The sequence below is a fragment of the Kitasatospora sp. NPDC008050 genome (genome assembly GCF_042957465.1).
Classification (GTDB): domain Bacteria; phylum Actinomycetota; class Actinomycetes; order Streptomycetales; family Streptomycetaceae; genus Kitasatospora.
The window spans coordinates 191,274-215,436 of record NZ_JBIBIJ010000008.1; the positions used below are offsets into that span (position 1 = coordinate 191,274).

A 24,163-nucleotide genomic window follows, 5' to 3' on the forward strand; every position below is an offset into this window, starting at 1 on the left:
CACTGAGCGACGTGTAGAACCCGATCGAACCGTCAGCATGGTAATAAGCCATCGCCAAGCCCGCCCGACCGTCACCGTTGAAGTCACCGGAGAACAGCTGGATCGCATTCCAGTCCCAACCCGCGCTCGCAGGCACCGAGAAACCCGAACCCTGGAAAGCCCCGATCAGCCCCTTCGCATCCGCCAACCCCGTGTGCAAAGTGATCGAACCATCAGCGTGGTGATACATCATCGCAAGATCGGTACGACCATCACCATTGAAATCACCCGCAACGAGCTTCATCGAGTTACGATCCCAACTACCCGCCGGAACCGTGTACCCCAGGTTGAACCCACCAAGACTGCCCGAAGCATCACTGAGCGACGTGTAGAACCCGATCGAACCGTCGGCACGGTAGTAGGCCATGTTCATGTCCGCGCGGCCGTCGCCGTTGAAGTCACCCAGGATCTGGCCGGTGGCGTTGGCCGTGATCCAGGCCGCGATGTCGTCGACGCGGGCCTCGGTGACCTGGGCCGGGTTCGAGGACGGCTCGGCCAGGCAGCCGGCCTGCCCGGACAGGCTGTGCACGCCGCTGACCGTGATCCCGCCGCCGGTGGCGGTGAAGGCGGGGCCACCGGTGTCGCCCTTGCACACCGTGCCCGCGGTGGGCGTCACCGTGACCGCCGAGTCCGTCACAGCCGTGACGGTGGAGGTGCCGACATGCGCGATGGCCGGCACCCAGTCGGTGGCGGTGCGCCCGAACCCGCCACTGCTCAGCGTCTGGCCGGCGCTCACCGGGCTGGTGCCGACCTGCGCCGGGCTGATGTCGGTGATCGGGGCGGACAGATGGGCGAGGACCACGTCACGGTCGGTCCGAGGGACCAGCCGAGTCACCGTCAACGCCGGGTGGCCGCTGAAGGCGACCGTCGCCGGGTGGCTCGGCGCACCCGCGGCCAGGGCGGCCGGCTTGGTGGGGTCGTCGCTGAAGCAGCTCGCCGCGGAGAGCACCCACTGCGCGGCGATCAGGGTGCCGGAGCAGCCCCGGGACCCGGGACGGCCGGGCTGCCCGACCGTGACCGCACCGATCGCCGGGGTGGGGTTGGTGACGCTCGGCGCGGCCGGCCCGTCGGTGGCGTTCAGCTCCAGCAGGGTGGTCGTACCGGTGGCGCTGCCCTCGCCGACCGGGGTCCAGTCGTTCTTGTTGACGTCGACGCTGGTGACCGTGCCCGCCGTGTTCAGCGTGGCCTTGATCGCGTGGGCGTCGCCCCTGATGTTGTAGACCTGCGGGATCTCCAGCGACAGGTAGCCGGTCGGTCCGGTGATCTGGAAGCAGACCTCGCTGGGCGTCGCGGCCCGGCTGTACAGCTGCACCAGACCGGTACCTGACCCGCAGTCGGCGAGCACGATGTGGCCGTCGCCCGACTTCAGCGTGATGCGGTGGTCGGCGAGGACCTTCGCCGCCCCGGGGTAGCTGAAGTCCTCCACCGCGGACGGTCCGACCGTCTCGGCGGCCGTCGCCGTCGTGGTCGCCGACCAGCCGGCCATCATGGTTGCCGACAGCGCCGCGGCCAAGGGCCACGCCAGTTTTCTGCTTACCTGCACGAACGACTCCAGGGAAATGGCATGCCCGGAGGATGCCAACAGCCCCCCGAGTCAGCTGGCTGAGAAGCCTCGCGGACGCTAGCGGCTACCGTTCGTGTGCGTCAAATCATCTTATCCGTCATCAGGAGGTCGCACCGGGCCACCACGATCGTCACGCGGCTGCGGTTGCAGCTGCGGTTCTACAGACGTGTCGCGGTCCGGATGAGGTCGGCGACGGCCCTGGAGCGGCTGTGCGGCGGCCAGGCGATCACGGTGGTGACTGTCGGCGCGTCCAGCACGGGCACGGCCACGAGGTCACCGTGGAGTTGGGCTCGGCACGACTCCGGCGAGACCGCGCAGGCCCGGCCGAGCGCGACGAGTTGCAACAGCTGCGCGTGGTCGCGGACCTGGGGGCCGGGGCCGGGCGGGTAGCTGCCGTCGCGGTCGGGCCAGCGCGGCAGGGGCAGGCCCGGCAGCCCGGTGATGTCGGCCATGTGCACCTGGTCCCGGGCGGCGAGCGGATGCCCGGCCGGCAGGACCACGACCTGTCCCTCGGTGCTGAGTTCTTCGGTGTGGAACCCGGTCGTCGAGTCGAACGGCCGGTGCAGCAGCGCCACGTCGGCCCGGCCCTCGCGCAGGAGCCGCCCCTGCTCGGCCGGGCCGCACAGGATGACGTCGACGGGGACCGCGCCGGGTTCGGCGGCGTACGCGGCGAGCAGTTTCGCCAGCAGTTCGCTGGACGCGCTGGCCTTCGTGACCAGGACCAGGCCGGGACCACCGGTCGCGGAAAGCGCGGCGCGGCGGGTCCGGCGCTCGGCGGCCTCGACCGCGTCGAGAGCGGCCCGGCCCTCGGCCAGCAGCACCGAGCCGGCCTCGGTCAGCGTGACCGTGCGGCTGGTCCGATCCAACAGTGCTGCCCCGAGCCGGCGTTCGAGCTGCTGGATCGCCCGGGACAGCGGCGGCTGCGCGATCCCGAGCCGCTGCGCGGCGCGCCCGAAGTGCAGCTCTTCAGCGACGGCGACGAAATACCGCAGTTCCCGGGTCTCCATACCGGCACGGTACTCCGGATCAATACCCGGACGGTATCGTTTCCCACCCATTCGGTCTTGGACCCCTGCCGGGTTCCGAGGGCAGCATGGTCCCCATGAGCGAACGAACGATTGCGCTGGTCACCGGCGCGAACAAGGGAATCGGCTACGAGATCGCGGCGGGCCTGGGCGCCCTCGGCTGGCGCGTCGGCGTCGGCGCCCGCGACGACCGGCGCCGCCAGGCCGCGGTGGAGAAGCTGCGCGAGGCCGGCGTCGACGCGTTCGGCGTACCGCTGGACGTGACCGACGACGCGAGCGCGGCCGCCGCCGCACAACTGATCGAGGATCAGGCCGGACGCCTCGACGTGCTCGTCAACAACGCCGCGATCACCGGCGGCATGCCCCAGGAACCCACCCGGGTCGACCCCGCCACCATCCGGACAGTCGTGGAGACCAACGTGATCGGCGTCATCCGCGTCACCAACGCGATGCTGCCGCTGCTGCGCCTCTCGGCCTCGCCGCGCATCGTGAACATGTCCAGCAGCGTCGGCTCCCTCACCCGGCAGTCGGGCCCCGGCGCCGAGCAGACCACGGGTCCGGTGGCCGTGGCGTACGCGCCGTCGAAGACCTTCCTGAACGCCGTCACCCTCCAGTACGCCCGGGAGTTCCGCGGCACCGACATCCTGATCAACGCCGCCTGCCCCGGCTACGTCGCGACCGACCTCAACGGCTTCCGCGGCGTGCGCACCCCTGAACAGGGCGCGGCGATCGCCATCAAACTCGCGACCCTGCCTGACAACGGCCCGACCGGCCAGTTCTTCGAGGACGCCGGCCCGGTGCCCTGGTGAGGCGCCCGACGGGTCCGCCACCGAGGCACCCACGACGATCTCATCCGTCGACTGACGACCCGTGATCGAAGACGGCTGCGAGCCCAGCGGAAGCCGGTTGGCCGGTCGCGCGAGCCGGCTGGAACAATCACCACCGTGACAGTGCAAGCACCCCTGACCAGCCGTGCCTTCGGCGCGGCCGGGACGGTCGGAGAGTTCGAGACCCACCTGACCCTGACCGCGATGGACGCCGGCAGCACCGCCCGCACCGACACCGGCCCCGGCTCCCATCCGGCCCTCGCCCGCTGGGCGCAGGCGCACGGGCTGAAGTACACCCACATCGTGCTGGCCCGTGGGCAGTACCCCTCCCAGCCGATGCTGTCCTGGACCGCGGCAGGTACGTTCCAGGAGCAGCTCGACCGGGCCGAGGCCCTGGCGGCCGCGCTGCGTACGGACGGCTTCACCCCGGTGAGGGTGAAGTGCGAGGCGGCCCCGTGGGCCCCGGGCGTGCCGGACGGTGACCGCGAGGCCGAACTCCTCGGCCCGGGATACTACTTCGAGCACCACCTCAAGGTGCTGCTGCCGCCCGGCGACCGCGCGGCGCTGGTCCGGGCGGTGGCGGGCCACACCGCCCACGTGTCCTGGAACGCCCGCCGCACCGATCCCACGGGCCGCAGCCAGCAGTTCGTCACCCAGCGCTGCCACGGCGTGGGACGCCGCACGGCCGAATACCGCCTGGCCGCGCTGACCGAGGCGCTCGTCGCGGCCGGCCATCCGCCGATCGCGGTGGAGCGCGAGTTCGTCGTGCACGACAGCAACCTCGCCGTCGACGACGGCTGGATGGACGACAACGGCCCGATACCGGAGGACCCGACCCCGTGAGCGACCGCTGGCAACTTCTCCCCGACGGCAGTGTGCCGCAGTCGCAGCCGGGCGACGGCCGCCACCCCGCCCCCGGGGTCCCGCTGACTCTTCGTCCGGTCCAGGACCCGCGCGCCGCCCAGGCCGGCATCTTCGACCCGGCGCTGAAGCAGCACTCCTACGCCTACCGCGCCGCGGACCCGCGGTTCACCGACCCCGAGCTCGGCGCCGCCTGGTACGCCGCACGGCGCCGGGCCATGGACCTGCTGCTCGCCGCGATCGCCGAATCGCCCTGGTCCGAGGCCCTGGTGCTGCGCGGCAGCGTACTGCTGCGCGCCTGGTTCGGGGCGCAGGCCCGCGAGCCCGGCGACCTGGACTTCGTGGTGGTCCCACAGGAATGGCGGATCGAGGAGCCGCGGACCGCCGCCATGCTGGCGGGCATCGCGCGGGCCGCCGAGGCCGCGAGCCGCGGCCCGGTCCGCTTCACGGCCTCGGATGCGGTCAGCGAGGACATCTGGACCTACGACCGGGTGCCCGGGCGCCGACTGCTCCTGCCCTGGCAGGCCGACGGGCTGCCGGGCGGGGCGATCCAGTTGGACTTCGTCTTCAACGAGCCGCTGCGGGTGCCCCCGCAGCCGGTCCTGCTGCCTGCCGCCGAGGGGCCCGGTGCCCGGCTCGATGCCGCCTCCCCCGAGCTGTCGCTGGCCTGGAAGCTGGTGTGGCTGGTCAACGACGCCTACCCGCAGGGCAAGGATCTCTACGACGCGGTGCTGCTGGCCGAGTCCACCCCGCTGCGCTACCAAGTGCTGCGCGACGTCTTCACGGATGGCGAGGCCTGGTACGCCGAGCACCCCGTCCAGGCGCTCACCATCAGGGAGTTGGCCAACACGGTCTCGGTCGGCTGGGAGCATTTCGAGAGCGAGTACCCGCACCTGGCCCAGCCCGCCGACACCCGCGACGACGAGGCGGGCGAGGACGGCGAGGCGGGCGAGGACGGCGAGGCGGGCGAGGCGGGCGAGGACGACGTTGCCCAGCAGTTGCTCGACCGCCTGGCAGCGGCGCTCGCCCCCACCTTCGCCGAGGTCGCCCCGGCGGCACTGGCCCAGTGGTGGGCCGAGGCCTGGCTGGAGCGGCTGCGCCCGGTGCTGGCGGAGGGCGGACTGCCCGCCGTGCAGGACTGGCTCGCCAAGGCGCAGGCCCCCTTCGCCCCGGCCCACCGCCTCACCAAGCGCCTCCTCGGCCCCAGCTGCCCCGACGACGCCGAACTCGCCGAACTCGCCGAACAGATGCTGTCCTGCGCGGCCTGGTCGTACTGGGCGGGTCGGGTCCGCGAGGGCGCCCTGACCGTGGAGTGGCTGCTCGGCTGAGCCGCCCAGGCCACCCCGCCGCAAAATCGGGTGCGCCGCGAGCACCGGGTGCGTTAGCCTCGCGGTATGAACGGGATGAACGTCGTGGGCCGAAGCACCACCGCGACCGCGCGAGCGACCAGCTCGCCGGTTGCCGCCGCCTGACGTCACATCCCCCCTCCCACCGGCGACCGGGAAACGGTCCGCCGGTGCGTTCATGGCCTTTGCTCCCGCCCCGGTTCCGACGATCGTGCGGACCCGTTTTCCGGTGCCTCCCCGCTGCACATGCGAAGGAGCCACCTGTGAACACCGATCAGATCATCCGCACGTTCGTCGAGTACTTCGAGGAACGCGGCCACCGCCGGATCACCGGCTCGACGCTGCTCCCGCCGCCCGGCGATCCGGTGCTCTTCACCACCTCGGGCATGCACCCGCTCACCCCGTACCTCGAAGGACGCGCCCATCCGCTGGGCCGACGGCTGGTCAACGTGCAGCGCTGCCTGCGCACCACCGATCTCGACGAGGTCGGTGACCGCACCCATCTGACCGTCTTCGAGATGCTCGGCACCTGGTCGCTCGGTGACTACGAGGGCCCGCAGAGCCTGGGCTGGGGCTACGGGCTGCTCACCGAGGGGCTCGGCATCGACCCACGTCTGCTCCACGCCACGGTCTTCGCCGGCGACGAGCAGAGCGGTCCGGACACCGCCTCCCTGGAGCTGTGGCAGGAGCACGGGGTACCGGTGGAGCTCACCCGCGAGGACAACTGGTGGTCCAACGGCCCCACCGGCCCGTGCGGTCCCGACTCGGAGATCTTCCTGTGGACCGGCGACACCCCGCCGGAGTCGACCCCGACCGGTGACGACCGCTGGGTTGAGGTGTGGAACCACGTGATGATGCGCCACCGACGACTCGACGACGGCTCACTGGTGCCGCTCCCCCAGCGCAACATCGACACCGGCCTCGGCCTGGAGCGTCTCTCCTCGCTGCTGCAGGGCCGGCGCTCGGTGTTCGAGTGCGACGTCTTCGACCCGTGGCGCCGGATCGTGCCGCCCCTGTGGCAGCTGGACGAACCGTCACTGCGCCTGGTCTGCGACCACCTGCGCTCGGCCGTCGTGGTGATCGGCGACGGGGTGCGCCCGGCCAACACCGGCCGCGGCTACGTGCTGCGCCGGCTGGTGCGCCGGGTGCTCACCGTGCTGCGGCGCGACGATCCGGGGCGCACGCTCACCGACCTGCCGCAGGAGTTGGTCCGGCACACCCTGGACCGCTTCCGGCAGGAGGAGGACCCGGAGCTGGTACGCCGGGTGCTGCTCGACGAGGAGCGCCGGTTCGGCCGGCTGCTGGAGCGCGGCCGGCAGATCCTGGCCCGCCCCCGGTTCCGCGGCCCGTTGAGCGAGGAGGACTTCCGCTACCTCCACGACACCCACGGCCTGCCGCGCGACCTCGTGCGGAACCTGCGGCCGTAGCGGTCCGGTGGCGACGCCGGAACCGGACTCCCCCGTGCAGCCCGGCTCAGGGGACCGGTCCGGCGCCGGCGGATGCCGATGCCGATGCCGCGGCGGTGAGCATGATCTCCTTCACCCGGTCGAGGTACTGCGGGACGCCCTTCGCGGCCTGCGGGGTGTCCGGCATGTTGACCACCAGGTCGGCCCGGTCGGGGAACCAGTTGAACCACAGCGAGACGCCGCTGGCGGAGTCGGGGCCGGTCAGGACGGTCGCGTCCGCGCGCAGGTAGTCGGCGGAGCCCGGTGCGCCGCGTCCGTCCAGGTAGGAGACCATCGGGGGGATGAGGGGGGCGTACCGACCGTCCTGGAGCAGTTCCAGCGCCCGGTGCAACGGCACCTCGCCTGCCGCGCGGGCCTGCTGGAAGCCCTGTTGGGCGGCGGCGATCGCGCCCGCGAACGTCGGCGCGGCGGGCAGTCGGAAGAGCAGCGGCACGAAGTTGACCAGCCAGCCGTGCACGGGGAGCAGCCGGGGGTAGGTCCTGGTCGACACGACCGTGAGCACGCGGTAGACGTCGTTGCCGGTGAACTCCCACTGGGCGAGCGCCAGCGCGGCGAAGGCCCCAGCGGCGAACCCCCCGCCGTGCCGGGCGCAGTAGGCGCGGAACGCGCGGGCCCCGGCGCCGGAGAGCACCGGGTGGTGGATCCGGGTGCCGGGCAGCAGCGTGTGGCCGTGGTTGCCGAGCTCGACCGGGAAACCGGGGAAACCGCCGTCCCCCGCGGTCAGGAACCGCGACCACGCGGCGAGTTCCGGCGCGGCTGCCGTCAGCGACATGGCGCGCTCCCGCTCGCGGCGGTTGTACTCCAGGTAGCCGGGTACCGGTGCGAGGTCGATCGGGACCCCGCCGCGGGCCGCGTGGTAGCGGGTGCGGATCTCGTCGAACAGCAGCGCCAGGGAGTGGCCGTCGGTGTAGGCGTGGTCGATCGCGACGTACACCGTGGACGCCGTGTCCCGTCGGACCACTCCGGCCAGCAGCGCCGGCCCGCCCACCGAGGTCTGCTGGTCGATCCGCCGGTGCAGATGGTCGCGCAGGTCGGCCGCGCTCGTGAAGTCGCCCACGCGTACCGGGTGCACCGTGACGGAGTCGGGTGGCAGCCGGAACCCGGGCAGGTCCTCGGTCCCCGGCTCGTACCAGGTGTGGAACGCCTCGTGCCTGCGCACCAGACCCTGCCACGCGTCGGTGAGCGCGTCGAGATCGGCCCGGCCGGCCAGGTCGAACGCCATGGCCACCCAGGGGGACTGACGTTGCCCGTCGACCCGCCTGGCGGCCGCCAACCGCAGGTGTGCCCGCTGGAAGTACGAGGCGGGCACGTCGTGCGGCACGGGTGACCGGTCGGCAGCCAGCTGGAACTCGACCACCTCACCCGGCTCGGGGAGCCAGTCGATGATCTGGGTCATGTGCACGGCAGCATCGTCTCCTCGGTGGTACGGCCGGCTACGGAAGCGGAAGCGGGGGCGGCCACCGGCGCCGGGGCGGCCACGAACCGGTGGCCGTCGGCGACGCGGGCGGCGGTGTGCGTGGTGGCCAGCACGAAGCGTGCGACGTTCGCGCGCGCCACGGCCGTGTCAGGGAAGCGGGTCGTCAGATGCACGCCGCGCTCGCTCCTGGTCAGCCACAGGTACACCTCGGCCGGGCGGTGGATGCGGCTGCGCAGCATCCGGTCCTCCTGCTGGGGCGGGGTACCCGCCACCCGGCGTACGTCGAGGTAGGACACGACGAAGCGGGGGCGGATCCGCCGGCGCAGCAGCCGGTCGAGGTGCGGCAGCGAACTGCCCGGCCCCGGTCGGTGCCGGCGCAGTTCGGCGGCGGCCAGGGCGACGGTGTCCGCGAAGGCCGCCCCGGGGGCCGTCGCGATCCGCACCGGCTGCAGGCCGACGAACCAGCCCGGCGCCGTCCGCCACGGCTCGGGCCGGGTGTTGGCCAGGGTCACCATGGACAGCTGCCGCCGACCGGTGGCCTTCGCCGCGGCGAGCGCGAGGCAGGCCAGCAGTCCTGCGGCGGTGCTGCCGCCGCCCGCGCGCGACGCGGCGGCGAACCGCTCGGCCGCCGGTGCGTCGAGCAGCCAGTGGTCGGTGCTGCACTGGCTGTGCGGCGTCTCGCCGGAGCCGAGCGGTAGCGGGAAGGCGGGGGTCCCGCCGCGTCCGCCGCGCAGCAGGGTCCGCCAGTGGTCCGCATGTTCGGGCCGGGTCGGCAGGCGATCGACCAGGTTCGGTTCCGCGGCCCCGAAGTCCAGGAAGGTCGGCCCGGCCAGCTCCTCGGCGCGGCCGGCCAGGTGGCCGCGGATCTGCCCCGGGATCATGGCGAGCGTGTAGCCGTCCACGATGCCGTGGTCCGCCCCCACGAACACCGTCACCCTGCCGCTGCCCTCGACCGTCGCGAAGACCACCTGCGGCCAGCCCAGCGGGTGCAGGCCGCGGTCGAAGAACGCCTCGATCTGTCGTCGGACCGAGGCGCCGTCGGCGAAGAGACCGACCTCCTCGCGTCGCAGCGCGACCGCACTCGCGGGGAGCGTGTGACGCTCGCAGCGCTCGCGGGTCGGCAGCAGCCTGCTCCGCAGGTGCTCGTGTCCGCGCAGCCAGGCCGAGAACGCGCGGCCGAGCCGGTCCGGGCCGAGGCGGCCGACGCCGAACGACACCCCCACCCAGGCCGGATCGACCCGTTCCGGTCCGTGCGCGGCCGCCGAACGCACATGGTGCTCATGGACGAGCGCGGGCTCTCGTGGGTCGTCCGCCCAGGCCGAGGCCGCGGCGGTCGGCGTCCAGAACACCAGCCGGCCTGCCGGAACCGCGCTGTCATTCAGTTCCGTGAATTCCACTTCCTCACCGGCCCGACGCGATGCGAGGGCCGACGCGATTCTCCATCACCTGTTCTCCTTTTATGACGTCTCGATACGGCCCGGTGAAGCTATCCGGCCGCGATGAAGCAAAGATGAAACAGGGCCGTTTCTCCTGGTCGCGTGGATCGTGCCGGCCGGCAGGGGAATCGGTGCGCTTGTCGCCCCTTCGGACGCGCTGCTAGCGTCGGCCTCCGTCATTTCGTTCAGCGCCGCGCCGAATTGTCGGCCGTGCTGACACCGGCCATGCCGACGGAGGGGCAATTCATGAACAGCCGATCGGATACGCGTTCCGGGTCTCCCCGAGCCCTGGACGATGCCCGGGCCGTGGACGATGCCCGAGCCCTGGACGATACGGAACCGTCCACGGACTACGCCGCGCTGCGCCGCGACCCGGCCTACGCCCACCTGAACCGCGCGCTGCTCGACCTGGTCCCGGTCGGGTCGGGGCCGAGCGTCCTGGACCTGGGCTGCGGGGACGGAGCCGTGAGCGAGCAACTGCTGCTGCGCGACCCGGCGATGTCCCTGGTCGGCGTCGATCCCGATCCGGCCCTGCTCGGGGCGGCCCGGGCCCGGCTCGGCGACCGGGCCCGCTTCCTGGTGGGCGACGCCGCCTCGGTCTCCCGCCTGTTCCCGCCGGCGACCTTCGACACCGTCGTGCTGGCCAACTGCGTTCATCTCGTCCCGGACCTCGACGAGGCGCTCGGCGGGATCGGGCGGGTCCTCGTCGCCGGCGGACGCCTGCTGTTCAACTCGGCCTTCTACTCGGGCGCGGAGACCGCGGCCGACCTGCCGATGTACGCCGAGCTGGTCGGCACCGCCCGCCGCCTCGCCCGGCGGCGCGGGCTCCCGTTGGCGCGCTCGGCCGCCGGCCGCCCCTCGGGGTTGCGCCGGAACACCGAGGGCTACCGGGCCGCCCTCGCCTCGGCCGGCTTCACCGATGTGGTGAGCGACGAACGGGAGTTCACCCTGGGCGCGCGCTTTCTGACCGCCTTGTGCTCGACGCCGATGTTCGCCACCGCCGCGCTGCCCGGAGTCGACCGACGCACCGCCGCGGAGCTGCTCGGCGAGGCCTTGGAACAACAGTACGAGCGCGCCCCGTTCACCATCACGCGGCGCTGCGTGTACTTCTCCGCGATCCGGCCCTGACATTCATCCGGCCCTGCGATCGATCCCGGCCTTGACATTCATCCGGCCCTGAAATCGATCCCGGCCCTGAAATCCATCGTGCCCTGGAATCCATCGTGATCCAGAATTCCTCATGAAAGGAATGCTTCATGTCCGAGGTGTTGCCCGTGGTCATCAAGGCGATTGTCGGTATCCGGCCGGACCTGGGCGAATCCCCGACCGCCATCACCCGCGATTCGGCCCTGTTCTACGCCGCCGATCCCGGTCAGCCGCTGCTGGGACTCGATTCCATGGAGGCGCTTGAACTGCTCGTCGTGCTGGAGCAGGAATTCGGGGTCGAGCTGGCGGAGACCGGCATCAGGATCGCCGACCTGTGCACGGTCGGCGACGTGGTCGACGCGATGTCGGGAGCGCTGTGACGTCCGCAGGCGCTGTGACATCCGCAGGCGCGATGACGTCCACCGGCGCGGTGCCGCCCACCGGGGTGCGCAACCGCGTGCTGGTGACCGGCATCGGCGTCGAGTCGTGCGCGGGCGCCACGCCGGAGGAGCTGTGGTCCGCGCTCTACGCCGGCCGCCCGGCGATCTCAGCGCTGGAACTGGAGCAGCCGCTGCCGTGTCAGGTCGGCGGCGTGGTGGCCGGGTTCGACCCCCGGGAGCACATGTCCGCCCAGCAGGTCCGGCGCACCTCGCGGTTCCAGCAGTTGCTGTTCGCCGCGGCTCTGAAGGCGCGGGCGGACGCGGGGCTGCGCACGGCACCAGGGGCGCTGTACGTCGGCACCGGCGGCGGCGGTCTCGACGAGGCCGCCCGTCTGGTGACCGTGCTGCGCCAGGACGGGTGGCCGCGGATGAACCGGCTCGGCCTGCTGCGGCTGCTGCCCAACCAGGCCGCCGGGCTGGTCGCCCAGGAACTGCGCATCACCGGCCCGGTGCTGACGCTCTCGACCGCCTGCGCGTCCTCGACGGACGCCATCGGCGCCGGCCTGCGCGCGGTGCGCGAGGGCAGCGCCGAGGTGGTGCTCGTCGGCGGCGTGGAGAGCTGGCTGGACCTGCCGTGCCTGGCGTCGTTCTGCCTGCTGGACGCGCTCTCGCGGCGGCCGGCGGCGCAGGCGGCGATCGCCTCCCGGCCCTTCGACCGCGACCGTGACGGCATGGTGCCGGCCGAGGGCGCCGCCGTGCTCGTGCTGGAGTCGGAGCGCTCCGCGCTGCGCCGCGGCGCGACCGTGTACGGCGAGGTGCTCGGCGCCGCGTCCGGCTGCGACGCCCACCACCCCGTGGTCCCCCGCGCGGACGGCGCGGCAGCGGCCAGAACGATCGAGCTGGCCTGCGCCGACGCCGGTCTCGACACCGCCGCCGTGGACCTCATCAGCGCGCACGGAACCTCGACACCGCTCAACGACCGGGCCGAGACGGCCGCCATCAAGCTCGCCCTCGGCCCGCACGCCCGGCAGGTGGCGATCACGGCGCCCAAGTCGGTCATCGGCCACGCCTGCGGCGCGTGCGGGGTGTTGGAGAGCGTCGGCGTCCTGTTCGCCATCCGCGACAAGTACGTGCCGCCCACGGCGAACCTGGACAATCCGGATCCCGACTGCGACTTGGACTACACCCCGCTCACGGGCCGGCCCGCCGCGATCGACGTCGCCGTCAAACAGAACTTCGGATTCGGCGGCCACAACTCGGTGGTGGTGTTCGGCGCCGCGTGAGCGCACCGGCCGGCCGACCGGCCACCCGTACCGACCGGCCTCACCCACCGGTCACGGCCGACCGGTGCGTGCCGTCCGGTCACGGCCGCCGGTCGGGCCTCCCCGGCGCGATGACCGGCCGGAGATGGCCGGAGATGGCCGGTCTGCCGACCTGTCCGTGCCCGAGCGCCAGGACCAGCATCGACGGCATCCACCGTAGAGATTCAGTCCAGTACTCGGGGGCCACGATGCCAACCACCACCGGTCAGCCGGCCGTCAGCACGCTCAGGCCGCAGGAGCGCGCGGTGCTCTACGCCGTCGGCTGCGGACTGAGCAACGACGAGATCGCCGCCTCCCTCGCCGTCCCGCGGGACGTCGTCGCCGGACACCTCCAGCGGATCCTCGGCAAGCTCGGGCTGCCCGACCGGACCGCCGCCGTCGTGCACGCCTTCGACTGCGGTCTGGTCGCCCCCGGCCGCGGCCCCCGCAGGCGGCCGACGAGCCCGGTGCCGTCACCCACCGCCCATCGCCCGCCCGGACCGCGGTTACGGATCTCGCTGCTCGGGCCGGTGCGGGCATGGCGCGACGGGCGGCCCCTGGCCCTGGGGCATCTGCGCCAGCAGGCCGTGCTGACGACGCTGGCGCTGTCCCTGGGGCGGACGGTCAGTCAGCAGGAACTCCTCGACGGGGTGTGGGGCGAGGCGCCGCCGAGCACGAAGGTGGTGCCGGTGTACATCTACCGACTGCGCAAGATCCTGCGCGTGACGGACGGCCCGGACTCGGCGATCGAGAGCGATCGCAGCGGCTACCGGCTGCTCCCCGCCGCGGCCACCGTGGACGTGACACGCATGGAGGAGCTGCTCACCGCCGCCGGCGCCGCCGAGCGAGCGGGCGAGCTGGCCGAGGCGGTCCGCGCCTGCGCCCTGGCGCTGGACCTGTTCCGCGGCGAGCCCCTGGCCGGCCAGCCGGGGCCGTTCGCCGAGCTGGAGCGGCTGCGGCTGACCGAGCGCCGCGACGCCATGGCGCAGCGAAAGCTCGGCTGGCAACTGCGGCTGGGCCGGCACGCCGAGGCCGTCGCCGAGCTGTCGGCCCTGACCGCGGCCCAACCCCTCAACGAGCCGGTCGCCGCGATGCTGATGCACGCGCTGTACCGCAGCGGCCGGCAGGCCGAGGCGCTGTCGGTGTTCGAGCGCACCCGCCGCACCCTGGCCGAGGAGCTGGGAGTGCGCCCGGGCCAGGTGCTGCGGCGGACGCACCGGATGATCCTTCACGGGGACGCGCCCGACCGCCTCAGCTGAACAGGGCGCGCCCGTACCAGCCCTGGGCGTCGGCGACGCCGGGCAGGACGAAGAAGTAGCCGCCGAGCGGGATGACGTTGCCCCCGCCACCCCCAACCGACACCGAACCTTCGATCAGAAGGCAACCTCCTGAACATGAGGGAAAATTGGAAGGCATCAGGCCCTCCAAGGTGTAGAATCGAAGCATGAGGGCGGCCTCCGGGACCGGTATCACAGGGATACCGGCGGACCACCCGATCATCAGGGGGATACCACCATGACGTACCACCTCGACACCGCGCGGGCGACCATCGACGAGCGTCTGCGGCAGGCCGAGAACCACCGCCTGCGCCGCGCGGCCCAGCTCAAGGCCCGCGCCGAACGCACCGTCGAGCGCGCGCAGCAGGCCCTGACCAGCCTGGCCGCATGACCACCCCGCCCCCGACGGGCCGTCACCGATACACCGGTGACGGCCCGTCGGGTTTTCCGCGCTGAGAACTCGCCACCGAGGACTCGCCACTGAGAACTCGCCACTGAGAACTCGCCGCGAACCGGACCCGCCCGGCCCCGCCCGGTCATCGGAAGTCGCGGCTCCGGGGGCCGGGGGCGAGGGTGAGCGGGGTCAGGCGACTGGCGACCAGGTTGGCCGCGCCGTCGCGGCGCTCCACGGTGCCATGGACCAGCAGGCCGGCGTTCTGGAGGGCGGTGCGCCGCTGGCGCTCCCAGACGTGGGGCCGGCAGACGACGTTGATCAGGCCGGTCTCGTCCTCCAGCGAGATGAAGAGCACACCACCGGCCGTCGGCGGGCGCTGGCGATGGGTCACCAGGCCGCCGACCGCGACCAGGGTGTCGGCGGGGGCGCTCCTGAACGCGGCGGCGGTCAGGGCCCCGCAGCGTTCCAGGTGGGGGCGGGCGTGCTGGACCGGGTGACCGGTGGCGCAGGTGCCGGTGGCCCACAGGTCGGCGATGGTCTCCTCGACGGCGGTCATCGGGGCCAGGTCGGGGGCGGTCAGGCCCGGAGCCGTGCCGGGCAGCATGCCTTCGCGGGTCCGGGTGAGCAGGCCCGCGGACCACAGGGCCTGACGGCGGCTCAGGCCCAGGCTCGCGAAGGCGCCGGCGGTGGCCAGGGCTTCGAGCACCGGGGCGGCCAGCCCGGTGCGGCGGGCGAAGTCCTCCAGGTCCGCGTACGGCCGGCCCGCGGCGATGGCCTCGGCCTGCTCGGGGCCGAGGTTGCGCACGCTCTCCAGCCCGAGGCGGATCGCCGGCTCACCAGCCGCGCCGGACTCACCGAACTCACTGAACTCACCGGCTGCGCTGGGCTCACCGGGTTCACCGGGTTCATCGCGTTCCAGGGTGGGGGCGGCCTCGCTCATGTTGATGTCGGCCGGGCGGACCTCCACACCATGGCGGCGGACGTCGCCGATCAGCGTCTGCGGGGAGTAGAAACCCATCGGCTGGTTGGCCAGCAACGCGCAGGTGTAGGCGGCCGGGTGGTGCAGCTTGAGCCAGGCGGAGGCGTAGACCAGCAAGGCGAACGAGGCGGCATGGCTCTCCGGGAAGCCGTAGCTGGAGAACGCCTCGATCTTTCCGTACACGTCCTCGGCGGCCTCCGGCGGGATACCCCGCTCGGCCATGCCGGCCAGCAGGCGCTCACGCAGCTCGGCCACCCGCTCGTGGGAGCGCTTGGCACCCATGGCCTGGCGCAGCCGGTCGGCCTCCGCCGGGGTGAACCCGGCGCAGTCGATGGCGAGTTGCATCATCTGCTCCTGGAAGAGCGGGACCCCGAGGGTCTTGGCGAGGGCGCGCTCCATGAGCGGGTGCGGGACAGTGGCGGGTTCGCGGTGGTTGCGGCGGCGGATGTAGGGGTGGACGGAGCCGCCCTGGATCGGTCCGGGCCGGATCAGGGCCACCTGCACCACGAGGTCGTAGAAGTTGCTCGGCCGCATCCGCGGCAGCGCGGACGCCTGGGCCCTCGACTCGACCTGGAACAGCCCGACGGTGTCGGCTCGGGAGAGCATCCGGTAGACCGCGTCGTCGTCGGGCGGGATCGTGGCGAGGGTGTAGCGCACGCCGTGGTGGCGGGCGATCAGGTCACAGGCGTCGTGGAGGGCGGAGAGCATGCCCAGCCCGAGGAGGTCGATCTTCACGAGCCCGGCGTGCGCGCAACTGTCCTTGTCCCACTGGAGGACGGAACGGCCGGGCATCCGGGCCCACTCGGTGGGGCAGACCTCGGCGATCGGCCGGCGGGTGAGGACCATGCCGCCGGAGTGGATGCCGAGGTGGCGCGGCAGCCCGCGCAACTGGCCGGCCAGCTCGCACACGTCCTCGGGCACCGCCTCGGTCGGTGGCATCTCGTGCCAGCCGGTCTCGCGGCTGAAGCGGTCGAGGTCCCCGGCCGCGTAGCCGAGCGCCCGGGCGGCGTCACGGACGGCCAGCTTGGGCTGATAGCTGATCACATTGGCCACCTGGGCGGCGTGGGTGCGGCCGTAGGTGTCGTAGCAGTACTGGATGACCTCCTCGCGCCGCCGGTGCTCGATGTCCAGGTCGATGTCCGGTGGTCCGTCGCGCTCGGGGCTCAGGAACCGCTCGAACAGCAGCCCGTAGTGGATCGGGTCGACGGCGGTGATGCCGAGGGCGTAGCAGACCGCGGAGTTGGCGGCCGAGCCGCGGCCCTGGCACCAGATGTCGCGGCGCCGGCAGAAGTCGACCAGGTCGTGAACGATGAGGAAGTAGCCGCACATCGAGAGCTGTTCGATGACCTGCAGCTCATAGGCGACCTGCTCGTGGGCCCGGCGGTCGGCGGCCGCGAAGCGCGTGGCGGCGGCCCGCTCGGTGAGGTGGCGCAGCCAGCTGGCCTCGGTGTGGCCGTCCGGGACGGGAAAGCCCGGCAGTTCGGGGGCGAGGGTGCTGAAGTCGAAGGCACAGGCGCGGGCGAGGTCGACGGTGGCCTGCTGGACGCCCGGCCAGGGGGCGAGGCGGGCGGCCATCTCGGCCGGGGAGCGCAGGTGCGCGGTGCCGGCCGCGGCGAGGTAGGGCTCGGCCTCGGCGAGGGTACGGCGCTGGCGCAGGGCGGCGAGGGTCTGGGCGAGGCGGGTCTGGGCGGGCGAGGCATGGTGGGCGGCGGTGGAGGCGATCACGGCGAGTCCGGTGCGGGCGGCGAGGGCGACGAGGGTGTCGTTGCGGTCGTCGTCGCCCGGGGTGTGGTGGTCGGTCAGCTCGACGTAGACGTTGCCGGCACCGTAGCGGTCGGCGAGGGCGCGCAGTTCGCGCTCCGCCGCTGCCGGTCCCTCGACGTCCAGGGCGCGGCGCACGGCGCCCTTGCGGCAGCCGCTCAGGATCGCCCAGTGGCCGCCCGCGGCGTCGGGGAGCCGGTCGACGTCATAGCTGGGGCGCCGTTTGCCGGCGCCGGCCAGGTGGGCGTCGCCGATCGCGCGGGCCAGGCGGCGGTAGCCCTCGGCCCCGCGGGCGAGGACGAGCAGGTGCTCGCCGTCCTGGTCGGGGGTGCCGGTCGGTTCACCGGTGGCGCCGAGGGTGAGCTCGGCGCCGTAGACGGTGGCGATGCCGGCGCGGCGGGCCTCGGTGGCGAGGATCGCGGCCGCGTACAGGCCGTCGTGGTCGGTGACCGCCAGGGCCTCGGTCCCCAGCCGGGCGGCCTCGGCGACCAGGTCCTCGGGGGCGCTGGCACCGTCCAGGAACGAGAAGCTGCTGTGGACGTGCAGTTCGGCCCAGGCCGGGGCGCCCGCGGGGCGGGCGGGTGCGGGCGGCGGCGGCGCCGCTGGTGGCGGTGCGGAGGACGGTGCGGCAGGGTGCGGCGGCGGGCCGGGGAACGGGATCACCGTCCGGTCCGCGGGGAGCCGGCCGCCGGTCATCCGGCGGCGCAGGTCGCCCCACGGCAGGTCGGGGTGGTTGGTGAAGCCCATGTCGGCGGTCCTGCTCTGAATGGTGCCGGGTGCTGCTCGGTGATGTGTGCGACCAGGTCGCGGTGGGTCAGCGGTGGGTCAGCGGTGGGTCAGCTGTCGTAGGCGCCCTCGATCCGCCAGCGCCCGCCCTCGACGAGCAGCAGTAAGGCCCGCCCATCGACGAGCGTCACCTGCAGCCGGGCCATCCGCCGGGCGTCCTCCTCCCACCAGCGCTCGGTCGCCGGCCAGGGGCCCGCCCAGCCCGTCACCTCCAGCGCCCGACCGGCCAGGACCAGGCGGGCCGGTGCACCGCAGGCCTCGGCCCGGGCGGTCACCGCGACCTCCCGGCCGTCGGCGTCCAGCAGCCGCACCGGCTGCGGCACCGCGGGGACGTGGGCGGGGGACGGCGCGGGCAGCCGGCCCGGCCAGGGGCCGTCCGCCCGCCGCTCCTGGTGCGCGTCGCCCCACGGCGTGCGCACGACGCGATCGGCCGGGCCGCGCCCGCCCGCCAGCTCCGCCGTCACCAGACCGGCGTGCCCGAGGATCGCCTGCACCCGGGCCACGGCCCGCTCCACGCGCTCGGCCGTCTCCCGGTCCCCGTCCAGCAGGGACAGCTGTCGGCCCGGATCGCGGACCAGGCCGTCCGGCACCAGCCGCAGCGCCACCACCCCGCCGGCCTCCTCGGCGAAGACCTGGCGGTGCTGCCAGGCCTGCAGCTGCCAGCGCACCCGCTCGGCCACCGCCCCCACCGACAGCAGCCCCTCGTGCCGCCACGCCCGCGCCGCGCACGTGCCGTCGGCGCACTCCACCTCGACCTCGACCCGCTCGCACGCCAGCCCCGCCGCAGCGAGGCCCTCGTGCAGCCGCTCGGCCAGCGCCCGGGCGGCGAACACCAACGGCTCCGCCAGCAGCGACGGCTGCTCGAAACGCTCCTCCACGGTCAGTTCGAGGCCCGGCGGACGGGCGATCACCGGCCTGGCCTGCAGACCGTGCGCCTGGCGGTGCGCGGCCAGACCGGCCGCCCCGAACCGGTCCGCCACCGCCCGGACGGGCAGCGCGGCGAACTGACCGAGCGTCGGCAGACCGAGCCGGACCAGCAGATCCGCCAGCCTCGCGTCGCCGAGTTCGGCCACCGGGAAGCCGGCCAGGAACCGGGGGCTGTCTCCGGCGGGCACCAGCTGCTGGGTCCGGGCGGCCAGCTGCGCGGCGAGCAGGCCGTCCGCCACGCCCACCCGGCACTCGTGACCGGCCGCCTCGATCGCGTCGTAGACCCGCTCGACCAGGCGCTCCTCCCCGCCGTGGTAGCGGGCCGGCCCGTCGGCGGGAATCGCCAGCAGACCCGGCCGCAGCACCTCCAGGCGCGCGGCGAGTGCGCCGACGGCGTCGGCGACCTGTTCGAACTGCTTGGCCTCCTCGTCCACCTGGCGCTCGTGGATCTCCAGGTCGGCCACGGTGGCCTGTGCCGTGCGGGCCTTCTGGCCGCGGCCGACACCGGCGGCGCGGGCGGCGTCGGTGGCGGCCAGGACCCGGCCGCGCTCGATCACGGCCATCAGCCGCTCGGGCGCCGGGTGTGGACCGAGCAGGGCGGTCACCGGCCAGTCGGGGCACCAGGCGGCCAGCGCCCTGGGCGCCGCACCGTCGCTGATCGCGCCGTCGCTGATCGCACCGTCGCTCATCACACCACCGCCAGCGGACCACGCGCACCGTCGGCCACCGGCCCGGTGCCCGCCATCGGCGGCTCGACCGGGCTGATCGTCCCGTCCTCGTCGGGCAGCCACAGCTCCACCGTGCGGCCCCGGGCCGCGGCACCGCGCCCGGCGGCCGTCACCTGGATCCGGCGGGCCCTGAGCCGGCCGCGGCCCCGGCCCACGCCCGTCCACGACCGGTCGACGACCTCCAGGCACAGCTGCGCGCCCGGCCACGGACCGGCCACCAGCAGCACACACCCGGTCCTGCGGGCCACCGCGCCCAGCCGGGCCGCCACCGCCCCGCTCACCGGCCCGACGGGACGCACCAGCAGAATCCCGAAGGCGTCCGCCATCGCCGCGACGACCTCCGGCCACCGCTCCCCCGGCGCCTCGACCAGCACGAAGCGGTCGAGACGGACCCCGAGTTCGGCCGCGGCCACCAGCCCCAGCCCGCCCAGCCCGATCGCGCCGCACCAGGTACCGGCCGCGGTGGCGGCGGCGGCCAGCGTGAGCAGCAGCGCGGTGTCCCCGCCGACCGACACAGCGGTGCCCGGGCGCAGCCCGCGCTGCGGCAGCAGCGTCCTCAGGGCAGGCAGCACCGGCACCAGCGGCCCGGGCCGGGCCAGCTGGAGCTGAGGTGCCAGTGCGCTGAGTGATGCCTCCACGAGACCAGGATCGAACATGTGTACGGAAAAGCAAAGCCGGATTTCGCTCCGCTGTCGTTCGATCACCCGTTCGAATAAATGACATACTCGCAGCTCACAGCCGCCCCCTCCGAAGTGCTAGGGGTGCGGCCGGGTCCCGCGCCTCACACATCCGGCTCCGGCAGCAGTGCCGGGTTCACCCGTCGCACGATCGTCTCGACGTGCCCGCGCTCCACCGCCGGCCACAGCACCCGGCGGGCGGCGGCGTACTTCGCGGCCAGCCGCACACGCTTGTCCTGCGGCAGCCGCGCGGCGCGCTCCGGGAGGGAGTTGTGAGCGTTGTCGGCGATCTTCACCAGGCAGGCGAGCGGGTCGGCGGCCACCTGCCGGATCATCTCGTCGTAGGGCACGCCCGGCTGCTTCGTCACGGCCCGGACGAGGTCCACCACGGGCTGGGGCACGCCGGCGTCGATGAGCTGTTCGGCGGTCCAGTCCGTGTCCTCGATGACGTCGTGCAGCAGCCCGGCCATCTCCAGGACACCGCCCAGGGGCGCGAGTCCGTGGGCCACGGCCCGGACGTGTTCGATGTAGGGGACGCCGATCTTGTCGACCTGCCCGCCGTGGGCCCGTGCCGCGAGCGCGTCGACCTGAGCCACCGTCAGAGTTGCCACCTCGGAGTACCTCCTCATTCCCTGCTGCCGGGTTCGATGATCCCCGACGGCCGGTGCGCCGCGGCGCCCGGGCATACTGACGCCGCGCCGATAGCCGATGACCAGGAACCATGTCCCTCCGAGGAGCCGGAGCGGACGACACCGGATCCCTTCGACGGGCCGGTGCTCGACGAGCACTTCGTCCGGAGCGCCTCCGTCAAGGAGCCGGCGGCGCGCACCCGGATGCTCTCGGCGCGCCGGCAGCAGGAACCCCCGGCGGACCCCGGGGGCCGCCACTGGTCGCCGGCGCCTACGACCTGCCCGTCACGCCGGACGGCAGCACGACGCGCACCACGAACGGCACGATCCGCATCGGACCGCAGCAGGGCGGGTCCGCCCAAGTGACGCTGCCGGCCAGGCTCTGTGCCCGGGCGTGAACGGACCCGCGGTGGAGCAACAGCTCATCCCACCGACCGATGCGCGGAACACCGTCACCGGGCAACCGTCCTACACGCTCACCGTCTCGATCACCAGGTGGCACCGAAGCCGGTCTCGTGGTCCCAGACATGGGTGCAGGCGGGGCACTGCAGGTGGAGCAGGCTGCCGGTGTTGGACAGCAGGTAGCGCCAGTGTTCGGCGCAGTTGCGCCGCTCCGCGCAGGGCACGCAGCCGCGCGCGTCGTCACAGCTCGGGCAGGCCACCCAGGCGCGGCGTCCGGGGTCGGCCTGCGGGTCGATGGGGAGCAGGCCGACCCGCCGGCCCGCCGGGCGGGTGGACGGGCCGGTGGCGTCGGTTCGATTGCGGAACATGGGCGCTAAATTAGGTAAGGCTTACCTAATCTGTCAAGGCGGCCCGCTCCGGCCCACTCCCCCGACGTCGGCCCGGCCCCGCCACCGGCACCGGCTCGGCCACCGGCACCGGCGCTGGCACCGGCACCGGCACCGGCTCGACGCTAGCTCTGCCTCGGCGCGAAAATGCCGAAGGTGGCGCCCTGCGGATCCCTGATGACGGCGATCCTGGGGCCGTTGTCCATCTCCACGTCGACGGGACCGTGCAGGATGTCGGCGCCGAGCCTCGCGGCCGTGTTCGCGGTGGCGTCCACATCCGCGGCGACGAAGAACGGATTCCAGTGCGAGGGCACCTCCGGCGGGAACATCTCACCCATCGCCATCATGCCGCCGAACATCGTGTCGGCCAGACCCACCATCTGGTAGACGTCGTGCGGCCAGACCTGCCAGCCGAACACCGTCTTGTAGAACTCCAGCGCCGCCGCCAGGTTCCTGGTCGACAGGTCGATCCAGCCGAACGCGTTCGGCTCGTTCACCACGCCGAAGCCGCCGAACTGCCCGGTCTGCCACAGCCCGAACGGCGCGCCGGTCGGGTCGCTCAGCAGCGCCCAGCGCCCGAGCTCGCCCACCTCCATCGGCCCCATCCACAGCTGCGCCCCCGCGCTCTTCGCGGCCTCGGCCGTGGCGTCGGCATCGGTGGTGGCGAACGAGAGCTGCCACTGCACCGGCTGCTGCGGGTTCATCAGCGGGGCGACGGCGGCGGCAGCGGCACCGTCCAGCGAGAACGTCGTGTAGCCGCCGTACTTCGGGTCCGGGTCAGCGGCGGTCCAGCCGAACAACTGCCCGTAGAACTGCCGGGCAGCCGCCGGATCCGTTGTGCTCAGCTGCACCCAGCAGGGGGAGCCCGGGAGGATTTCGGTCACCTTCAACGCAACGCCTTTCGAGGTCGGGTTCAGGGAGCCGGCCCATCTAATCCCGCTCCTCGCAGCCGAGCCCGCAGGCGCCACGACACCCCGCACCCGTTTCACCCGTCCCGCCACGGCGCCGCCGCCCGCGACTCCCGCTCCCCGCACGCCTCACGTGCCATGAAGCGGCGCTACCAAGGGACTTACCTCCAACCGCCCTATCCGTTGGAGGTAACCGGCTCCGGAGTATCGGTCAGCGTGGCGATGACCTGGGAGGCGACGGTGGGGTCGGTCAGCAGGGCGTTGTGCGTCAGGCAGTCCGTCCGGACGTCGCGGGCACCGGACAGCTCGGCGCTGCTGTTCGGGAGGATCTGCTCGTCGCACGGGGACCTAACGGGTTCCCGCCATAGTCGTGACAGGAAGTCAGAAACCCAGGTGCAACAGCCCGGAAGCCCGGGCGGCTGCCGCCGCGTGGTGTCGGCGACCGTGGTTGTCGCCCGGCTTCTCCTCCATCCACGATGCCCATTCGCCCCGCAGGGGGTGCGGTCCGGGATGCCTGCTGTGACGGTGGTCCCATAAACCGGACCCGCGATTGGATGCTGTGATGCCCGGATCGGACCGCTTGATGGGGCGTTCGATGTGCACCAGCACCAGCACCAGCACCAGCACCGCCAACGCGAGCGCCCCGTTCCGGAGCGCCGTCCTGGCGACCGGCACCCTTCCGCTCACCTGCTTCACGGCCTAGCACCCCGTCCCGCCCCCGACCCCCGTCCCGACCCCCACCCCGACCCCCACCCCGACCCCCGTCCCGACCAGAGAGGCCGAATCATGCTGTCCGCTTCCCGGCAAGCCCTCACCATGGCCGCCACCCTCGCCGTCCTGTCCGCCGCCGCGCCTGCCGCCGACGCCGCACCCGCGGCGGCCACCGAGACCCTCTCGTGCTCCGTGAACGGCGACGTCACCTTCAGCCCGGCCCTGTCGGCCCAGGCCCCGCCGACCACCGTGACCATCGGAGGAACGGCGGCCAACTGCCTGGACTCGCAGAGCGGCACCGGCGCCGTCGTCAGCGGAACCGTCACCGCCACGCTCAAGTTCAGCGCGCTCAGTTGCGACCCCGCGAAGCCCGCAGTGCTCGCACCGGGCTCCACGGCCGCCTTCACCTGGACCCTCAAGGACGGCAGTCAGGCCACCAGCACGCTGACCGGCATCGCCCTCACCGAGATCGACGGAACCGGGACCCTCACCGCCACCGTCACCAGCGGCTCCTCCCGCCTGGCCGGCGAGAAGCTGACCGCCCTGCTGAACGTCGACAGCAAGCAGCCCGTCGTGGACAACTGCATCGACGTGCTCCTCGGCACCGGCGCGCCCATCATCAACTCCACGCTCACCGCCGACGCCGCCTTCGGCTGACCTGCCAACAGGCCGGCGCGCGGGCGGGGGGGGGGGGGGGGCGGGCCGCCGGGGCGGGGGGGGGGGGGGGCCCCCCCCCGCCCGCCGGGGGGGGGGGCGGGGGCGGGCCGGGGGGGCAGGGGGGGGGGGCGGG

At 73.3% G+C, this 24,163-nt stretch carries 21 protein-coding genes; 10 read left to right on the top strand and 11 right to left on the bottom strand.

Translation table 11 applies throughout. The features are described 5' to 3' along the window. The coding region (locus ACFZB9_RS18060; RefSeq protein WP_391448204.1) for a trypsin-like serine protease at positions 1–1,582 on the bottom strand (1,582 nt) is incomplete at its 3' end. A 179-nt stretch (positions 1,583–1,761) separates the two neighbouring features. Continuing rightward, complete coding sequence (locus tag ACFZB9_RS18065; RefSeq protein WP_391448206.1) at positions 1,762–2,610, bottom strand: LysR family transcriptional regulator; 849 nt, start codon at positions 2,608–2,610, stop codon at positions 1,762–1,764. Positions 2,611–2,705: 95 nt separating this feature from the next. On the opposite strand from ACFZB9_RS18065, the gene ACFZB9_RS18070 reads away from it, so the two are divergent. From ACFZB9_RS18070 to ACFZB9_RS18085, 4 genes are all read left to right on the top strand, one after another. Further along, positions 2,706–3,437, top strand: coding sequence for an SDR family oxidoreductase (locus tag ACFZB9_RS18070; protein ID WP_391448207.1), 732 nt, complete (start codon positions 2,706–2,708; stop codon positions 3,435–3,437). Between the two features lie 135 nt (positions 3,438–3,572). Further along, the gene (locus tag ACFZB9_RS18075; RefSeq protein WP_391448209.1) at positions 3,573–4,298 is read left to right on the top strand and encodes a hypothetical protein; all 726 of its coding nucleotides are present in this window, start codon (positions 3,573–3,575) and stop codon (positions 4,296–4,298) included. Next, the gene (locus ACFZB9_RS18080) at positions 4,295–5,644 is read left to right on the top strand and encodes a nucleotidyl transferase AbiEii/AbiGii toxin family protein (protein WP_391448210.1); all 1,350 of its coding nucleotides are present in this window, start codon (positions 4,295–4,297) and stop codon (positions 5,642–5,644) included. Before ACFZB9_RS18075 ends, ACFZB9_RS18080 begins: the two co-directional genes overlap by 4 nt. A gap of 281 nt (positions 5,645–5,925) precedes the next feature. Then, positions 5,926–7,089: an alanine--tRNA ligase-related protein gene (locus ACFZB9_RS18085; RefSeq protein ID WP_391448212.1), complete on the top strand. Its 1,164-nt coding sequence runs from the start codon at positions 5,926–5,928 to the stop codon at positions 7,087–7,089. A gap of 46 nt (positions 7,090–7,135) precedes the next feature. On the opposite strand, the gene ACFZB9_RS18090 is transcribed toward ACFZB9_RS18085, so the two are convergent. Together ACFZB9_RS18090 and ACFZB9_RS18095 are read right to left on the bottom strand one after the other, a co-directional pair. Further along, positions 7,136–8,524, bottom strand: a complete 1,389-nt coding sequence (locus tag ACFZB9_RS18090) for a condensation domain-containing protein (protein WP_391448582.1) — start codon at positions 8,522–8,524, stop codon at positions 7,136–7,138. Then, the gene (locus tag ACFZB9_RS18095; protein WP_391448214.1) at positions 8,521–9,942 is read right to left on the bottom strand and encodes a condensation domain-containing protein; all 1,422 of its coding nucleotides are present in this window, start codon (positions 9,940–9,942) and stop codon (positions 8,521–8,523) included. The genes ACFZB9_RS18090 and ACFZB9_RS18095 overlap by 4 nt, the downstream gene beginning before the upstream one ends. A 345-nt stretch (positions 9,943–10,287) precedes the next feature. Here ACFZB9_RS18095 and ACFZB9_RS18100 point away from each other — a divergent pair, with 345 nt between their 5' ends. The 5 genes from ACFZB9_RS18100 (at position 10,288) to ACFZB9_RS18120 (ending at position 14,476) form a co-directional block, all read left to right on the top strand. After that, positions 10,288–11,109 carry a class I SAM-dependent methyltransferase gene (locus ACFZB9_RS18100; protein ID WP_391448216.1) on the top strand — a complete coding sequence of 274 codons (822 nt, stop codon included), beginning with the start codon at positions 10,288–10,290 and terminating at the stop codon, positions 11,107–11,109. A gap of 128 nt (positions 11,110–11,237) precedes the next feature. Further along, positions 11,238–11,507 (top strand): acyl carrier protein, encoded by a 270-nt coding sequence (locus ACFZB9_RS18105; RefSeq protein WP_391448218.1) that lies wholly within the window; start codon positions 11,238–11,240, stop codon positions 11,505–11,507. A 32-nt stretch (positions 11,508–11,539) separates the two neighbouring features. Further along, positions 11,540–12,790, top strand: coding sequence for a beta-ketoacyl-[acyl-carrier-protein] synthase family protein (locus ACFZB9_RS18110; protein WP_391448220.1), 1,251 nt, complete (start codon positions 11,540–11,542; stop codon positions 12,788–12,790). Positions 12,791–13,017: 227 nt separating this feature from the next. After that, the gene (locus ACFZB9_RS18115) at positions 13,018–14,067 is read left to right on the top strand and encodes a BTAD domain-containing putative transcriptional regulator (RefSeq protein WP_391448222.1); all 1,050 of its coding nucleotides are present in this window, start codon (positions 13,018–13,020) and stop codon (positions 14,065–14,067) included. Positions 14,068–14,323: 256 nt separating this feature from the next. Further along, entirely contained in the window at positions 14,324–14,476 is a 153-nt protein-coding gene (locus tag ACFZB9_RS18120) for a hypothetical protein (RefSeq protein WP_391448223.1), read from the top strand. Between the two features lie 145 nt (positions 14,477–14,621). Here ACFZB9_RS18120 and ACFZB9_RS18125 read toward each other — a convergent pair whose 3' ends face one another. From ACFZB9_RS18125 to ACFZB9_RS18155, 7 genes are all read right to left on the bottom strand, one after another. Continuing rightward, positions 14,622–17,966: an error-prone DNA polymerase gene (locus tag ACFZB9_RS18125; RefSeq protein WP_391448225.1), complete on the bottom strand. Its 3,345-nt coding sequence runs from the start codon at positions 17,964–17,966 to the stop codon at positions 14,622–14,624. Positions 17,967–18,055: 89 nt separating this feature from the next. Next, positions 18,056–19,621, bottom strand: coding sequence for a DNA polymerase Y family protein (locus ACFZB9_RS18130; RefSeq protein ID WP_391448227.1), 1,566 nt, complete (start codon positions 19,619–19,621; stop codon positions 18,056–18,058). Further along, positions 19,621–20,298, bottom strand: coding sequence for a hypothetical protein (locus ACFZB9_RS18135; RefSeq protein ID WP_391448229.1), 678 nt, complete (start codon positions 20,296–20,298; stop codon positions 19,621–19,623). The genes ACFZB9_RS18130 and ACFZB9_RS18135 overlap by 1 nt, the downstream gene beginning before the upstream one ends. A gap of 143 nt (positions 20,299–20,441) precedes the next feature. Next, positions 20,442–20,966 carry an HD domain-containing protein gene (locus ACFZB9_RS18140; RefSeq protein ID WP_391448231.1) on the bottom strand — a complete coding sequence of 175 codons (525 nt, stop codon included), beginning with the start codon at positions 20,964–20,966 and terminating at the stop codon, positions 20,442–20,444. A gap of 488 nt (positions 20,967–21,454) precedes the next feature. Then, positions 21,455–21,673 carry a hypothetical protein gene (locus tag ACFZB9_RS18145; RefSeq protein WP_391448583.1) on the bottom strand — a complete coding sequence of 73 codons (219 nt, stop codon included), beginning with the start codon at positions 21,671–21,673 and terminating at the stop codon, positions 21,455–21,457. 206 nt (positions 21,674–21,879) lie between these two features. Further along, positions 21,880–22,638 (bottom strand): VOC family protein, encoded by a 759-nt coding sequence (locus ACFZB9_RS18150; protein WP_391448233.1) that lies wholly within the window; start codon positions 22,636–22,638, stop codon positions 21,880–21,882. A 405-nt stretch (positions 22,639–23,043) separates the two neighbouring features. Further along, positions 23,044–23,358, bottom strand: coding sequence for a hypothetical protein (locus ACFZB9_RS18155; protein WP_391448235.1), 315 nt, complete (start codon positions 23,356–23,358; stop codon positions 23,044–23,046). A gap of 90 nt (positions 23,359–23,448) precedes the next feature. Between ACFZB9_RS18155 and ACFZB9_RS18160 the strand changes: the two genes are divergently transcribed. Further along, positions 23,449–24,030 (top strand): hypothetical protein, encoded by a 582-nt coding sequence (locus ACFZB9_RS18160; RefSeq protein ID WP_391448237.1) that lies wholly within the window; start codon positions 23,449–23,451, stop codon positions 24,028–24,030. Positions 24,031–24,163: the final 133 nt, after the last annotated feature.